General features: G+C 55.5%; 5 protein-coding genes and 1 pseudogene. 5 read left to right on the top strand and 1 reads right to left on the bottom strand.

Annotated features, from left to right (window positions below; genetic code table 11):
* The 5 genes and pseudogenes from ABYP39_RS17550 to ABYP39_RS17530 all read left to right on the top strand — a co-directional run.
* A pseudogene (locus ABYP39_RS17550) lies at positions 1–728 on the top strand (molecular chaperone HtpG); the annotation flags it as partial.
* A 108-nt stretch (positions 729–836) separates the two neighbouring features.
* Positions 837–1,856: an NAD(P)H-dependent glycerol-3-phosphate dehydrogenase gene (locus ABYP39_RS17545; protein ID WP_372758127.1), complete on the top strand. Its 1,020-nt coding sequence runs from the start codon at positions 837–839 to the stop codon at positions 1,854–1,856.
* Positions 1,856–2,335 (top strand): histidine phosphatase family protein, encoded by a 480-nt coding sequence (locus ABYP39_RS17540; RefSeq protein ID WP_372783881.1) that lies wholly within the window; start codon positions 1,856–1,858, stop codon positions 2,333–2,335. The genes ABYP39_RS17545 and ABYP39_RS17540 overlap by 1 nt, the downstream gene beginning before the upstream one ends.
* Entirely contained in the window at positions 2,332–3,192 is an 861-nt protein-coding gene (locus ABYP39_RS17535) for an alpha/beta hydrolase (protein WP_372758125.1), read from the top strand. The genes ABYP39_RS17540 and ABYP39_RS17535 overlap by 4 nt, the downstream gene beginning before the upstream one ends.
* A complete protein-coding gene (locus ABYP39_RS17530) occupies positions 3,189–3,872 on the top strand; it encodes a glutathione S-transferase family protein (RefSeq protein WP_372758124.1) in 684 nt (227 codons plus the stop codon). The genes ABYP39_RS17535 and ABYP39_RS17530 overlap by 4 nt, the downstream gene beginning before the upstream one ends.
* An 81-nt stretch (positions 3,873–3,953) precedes the next feature.
* Here ABYP39_RS17530 and folE read toward each other — a convergent pair whose 3' ends face one another.
* The gene (folE, locus tag ABYP39_RS17525) at positions 3,954–4,502 is read right to left on the bottom strand and encodes a GTP cyclohydrolase I FolE (protein ID WP_372748865.1); all 549 of its coding nucleotides are present in this window, start codon (positions 4,500–4,502) and stop codon (positions 3,954–3,956) included.
* Between the last annotated feature and the right edge of the window lie 3 nt (positions 4,503–4,505).

Here is a 4,505-nt window from a genome sequence, read left to right as displayed (position 1 = left end):
CAGAAGATTTCACCAACCGCGAAAAAATTGCCAAGTTGCTGCGTTTCGCTACTACCCACGACAATAAGGCCGAGCAGACCCACGCGCTGGACGACTACATTGCCCGCATGAAAGAAGGTCAGAAAGACATCTATTATGTGGTGGGTGAATCACACACTATGGCCAGTAACAGCCCGCACCTGGAAGTATTCCGCAAGAAGGGCATTGAAGTGTTACTGCTGTCAGATCGCGTAGATGACTGGCTGATGAACCAGCTGGGCGAATACGACGGTAAATCCTTCAAAGATGTAGGGCGCGGCCAGCTGGATCTAGGCGATCTGGATGCCGAGGAAGACAAGAAGCAGAAGGAGAAGCTGGAAAAAGAGCACAAGGATCTGGTGCAGCGAGTTCAGGGCATTCTTGAGGGCAAGGTTGAAGAAGTGAGGGTCACCAACCGTCTCACCGATTCTCCCGCGTGTCTTGTGGTTGGCGATTACGATATCGGTATGCAGATGAAGCGCATACTGGAGCAGGCGGGTCAGGAAGTACCCGACAGCAAGCCCATTTTTGAGCTGAACCCGGAACATCCGTTGGTACAAAAGCTTGATAAGGAAGTGGATGAAGACCGCTTTGGCGATCTGGTGGAAATTCTCTTTGATCAGGCTCACCTGGCCGAAGGTGCTGATATAGAAGACCCCAGCGCGTATATCCGCAAGCTGAACAAGCTGTTGCTGGAGCTCTCCCGCTAAACCTTCCTGGAGACAGGATCGAGGCGCTGCGCACAAGGTTTGCGCGCGGCGCCATACCCATATTCCCTGTGGTAGACTGCCCGCCACAGCGGCAAAGAAGTGTAAATAATGTCCGAGAAGTTATATCGCGTCGCCGTGCTGGGTGGCGGAAGCTTTGGTACTGCTATTGCCAATATCGTTGCTGATAATGGTCACCCGGTGCACCTGTGGCTGCGTAGTGAAGAACGCGCCCTGGAAATCAACGAAAAACATGAAAATGAGGCCTACCTGCCCGGCATCGCCTTAAACCCGGCGTTGCGTGCCACCACGGATTTGGCAACGGCGGTGGAGTCGGCTGATATCGTGTTTGTCGCGGTGCCTAGCAAATCCTGTCGTGAGGTCTGTCGTACCCTGGCTGGGTTGCTCAGTGATAACTGTATACTGGTCAGTACCACCAAGGGTATAGAGGCCGATGGCTTCAAGTTGATGAGCCAGGTGATTCACGAGGAAATTCCCAACGCCCGCCTGGGTGTGATGAGTGGCCCCAACCTCGCCAAGGAACTGGCCGACCGGCAGATAACAGCGACGGTGATAGCAAGTCAGGATACGGAAGTTACCGAGGCTATTCAGACCCTGTTGCAGTGCAGTTATTTCCGGGTGTATGCCGGAGAAGACACTTACGGCCTGGAGCTCTGTGGCGCCCTGAAAAACGTTTATGCCATCTGCTCCGGTATCGCTGCGGCGATGGGGGTGGGCAGTAATACGCAGGGGGTTCTTCTCACCCGCTCGCTGGCGGAAATGTGCCGTTTTGCGGTCAACAAGGGGGCTGACCCCATGACCTTCATGGGCCTTGCCGGTGTCGGCGATCTGTTCGTGACCTGTACCTCGCCCTTGAGCCGCAATTACCGGGTGGGCTTTGCGCTGGGGCAGGGCAAGGATCTAAATGCTGTGGTTGCGGAGCTCGGTCAGGTGGCCGAAGGGGTAAATACCCTGAGATTACTCAAGGACCAGGCCGAGCAACTGGGTGTCTATATGCCGCTGGCAAGCGGCCTGTACGACATCATCTACAACGAGAAATCCCTGGATGATGTGGTCGCCAACATGATGAGTGCCGACCAGACCCGGGATGTAGATTTTAGTTTGCGTTGATGCAGTGTGTATTCGTTCGACATGGCGAAGCGTCATGGGATGCACCAACTGATGCAGCTCGCCCTCTTACCGCTCACGGTCAGCATCAGGTTCAGTTGGCTGCCCGCTGGTTGTCTTCTCAATGGGAGCCCGAGCTGCTGATTCACAGCCCCCTGCAGCGCGCCTGTGAAACGGCTGATGCCTTTCTGGCGCAGTATTCGCAAATGAACACGCTGGAAAGTGATAGCCTGCTACCCGATGTATCACCGCAAACCCTTGAACAGATGCTGCAGCACGCCGTGCCCGAGCGAATGTTGTTGGTCGGGCACAACCCCCTGTTCAGTCGCCTGCTTACCTGGTTCTGTGGTGCGGATATTGAGGAAGTCATGGCGCCGGCCAGTATGGCCATGATTGACCTACCCGTGGTGGCGCAGGCGGCAGGGCGGCTGTGTTGGTTGCGGCACGCACCTTCCTATGAGCAGATAGTGAGGCGCCAATGAGCGCAATAACCGCCGAAGAAAAGACCTTTGAACTCGACGGCCTTACAGTGCGAGCGCGCTGGTGGCAGGGCGATACCGAGCCGATGCTGGCAGTGCACGGCTGGCTGGATAATGCCGCAAGCTTTGATGCGCTGGGGCGTTGCGGGTTAACGTTGCTGGCGCTTGATATGCCGGGCAATGCGTTGAGCGATGACCGACCGCCGCAGGCCACCTACAATATCTGGGATGATTTACCGGTGCTGCTCGCGGTGGCGGACATGATGGGCTGGGAGCAGTTTAATCTGTTGGGGCACTCTCGTGGCGCGATGATGTCTATGTTGCTGGCGGCCAGCTGCCCGGCACGGGTAAAGCGTCTGATCTGTCTCGACGGGCTGGTCCCAGGCTCGGTCAAGATAGAGGAATCCCCGAAGCAGCTGGGAGACTTTTTGCGCGATGCGCAGGTGCTGGCAGCAAAACCGAGCAAGGTTTATCCAACGCTTGATGAGCTGATAGCACTGCGTCAGAGAACCACGGGAATGAATGAACCTGCGGCTCGAGTTTTAGCGGAAAGGGGCGCAGCAAAGGTGGACGGCGGCTGGATCTGGCGTGCAGACCAGCGTCTTAAAGGCGCATCTGCGTTTAAGCTTTCGCAGGCGCATATCGAGGCCTTCCTCCGTGCGCTCGTACAACCTGTTATGCTGATTGCTGCAGAAAAAGGCTATGCGCAATATCCCGGCCTGGACGCTCTGACGGATCTGATTCCGCAGTTCCGTCGGGAGAACCTGCCCGGAGGCCACCACTTTCATATGGAGGAAAGTGCCGTGCCGATAGCGGGTCTGATTCGTGAATTTTTGGCAACGCAAGAGGGGGCACTATGATTGAACTGTACACAGCAGCCACGCCTAATGGCTGGAAAGCATCCATTGCACTGGAAGAGCTGGGGTTGCCCTATGAGCTCAAGGCCATAGCGCTGGACAAAAATGAGCAGAAGTCGCCAGAGTACCTGCAGATAAACCCCAATGGCCGGATACCGGCAATCATTGATCGCGAGACTGATATTACCGTATTTGAGTCGGGTGCAATTCTTCAGTACCTGGCGGAGAAAACAGGCAAGCTTATGCCCGCAGACGCCAAGGGCAAATATGCGGTCATACAGTGGCTGATGTTTCAGATGGGTGGCGTTGGGCCCATGCAGGGGCAGGCGAATGTGTTTTATCGTTACTTTCCCGAAAAAATTCAGGCGGCCATCGACCGCTATCAGCATGAAACCCGTCGTTTATACGAAGTGCTCGATGGTCGTCTGAAAGGACGCGACTGGCTGGCAGACGACTACAGTATTGCTGATATCGCCAACTTTTCTTGGGTGCATGTGCACTTCTGGGCCGGCGTGGAAGTGGAAGGGTTGGACAATCTGCAGGCCTGGATGGAGCGCATGCGCGCACGGCCAGCAGTGCAGAAAGGCTTGAACGTGCCGCCTGTGGACATCGATCTGTCCCAGGCGTCTGATGAAGATGCGAAGAAGTTTGCCGAGAAGGCAGAGAAGATGCTGACTAAATAGCCGGTGATTGCAGGAGATGGTCTGGCCCGTGAATGATAGTTCGCGGGCAGTAATAAAAAACCAAGCGGCAACAGCGCGGGCCTAGCGCCCGCCAGCCACCAGTGACAAAAATTCCTGCCGTGTGGCCTGATTGCTCTGGAACTCTCCCAGCATGGCCGAAGTGCGCATTACCGAATTCTGCTTTTCAACGCCCCGCATCATCATGCACATATGCTTGGCCTCGATAATCACGCCAACACCCGCAGCGCTAGTCACTTCCTGAACTGTCTGCGCAATCTGGGTGGTGAGCTGTTCCTGAATCTGCAGTCGACGCGCAAACAGGTCGACGATTCGTGCCACTTTCGATAGCCCAAGCACTTTGCCCGACGGAATATAAGCCACGTGGGCTTTGCCGATAAATGGCAACAGGTGGTGTTCGCAAAGGGAGTACAGTTCGATGTCGGACACAATCACCATTTCGTTGCAGTCGGATTCAAACAGGGCATCGTTGACCACGTCATCGACCTTGCGGCGATAGCCTTCGGTGAGAAACTGGAAGGCTTTTGCGGCACGCTTTGGTGTATCTACCAGACCGTCCCGCGTCAGATCTTCCCCAACACTTTTTATGATTTCGGCAAAGGCTTTTTCCACTGT

Origin of the sequence: Litorivivens sp. (assembly GCF_041625495.1) — a bacterium.
Taxonomy (GTDB): domain Bacteria; phylum Pseudomonadota; class Gammaproteobacteria; order Pseudomonadales; family Spongiibacteraceae; genus Litorivivens.
This window is presented reverse-complemented; position numbering and strand designations above follow the sequence as displayed.

Bases quoted from the DNA above. Each gene is read 5' to 3' on its own strand.
- ABYP39_RS17545 (WP_372758127.1), top strand. From the start codon at position 837: ATGTCCGAGAAGTTATATCGCGTCGCCGTGCTGGGTGGCGGAAGCTTT.
- ABYP39_RS17540 (WP_372783881.1), top strand. From the start codon at position 1,856: ATGCAGTGTGTATTCGTTCGACATGGCGAAGCGTCATGGGATGCACCA.
- ABYP39_RS17535 (WP_372758125.1), top strand. From the start codon at position 2,332: ATGAGCGCAATAACCGCCGAAGAAAAGACCTTTGAACTCGACGGCCTT.
- ABYP39_RS17530 (WP_372758124.1), top strand. From the start codon at position 3,189: ATGATTGAACTGTACACAGCAGCCACGCCTAATGGCTGGAAAGCATCC.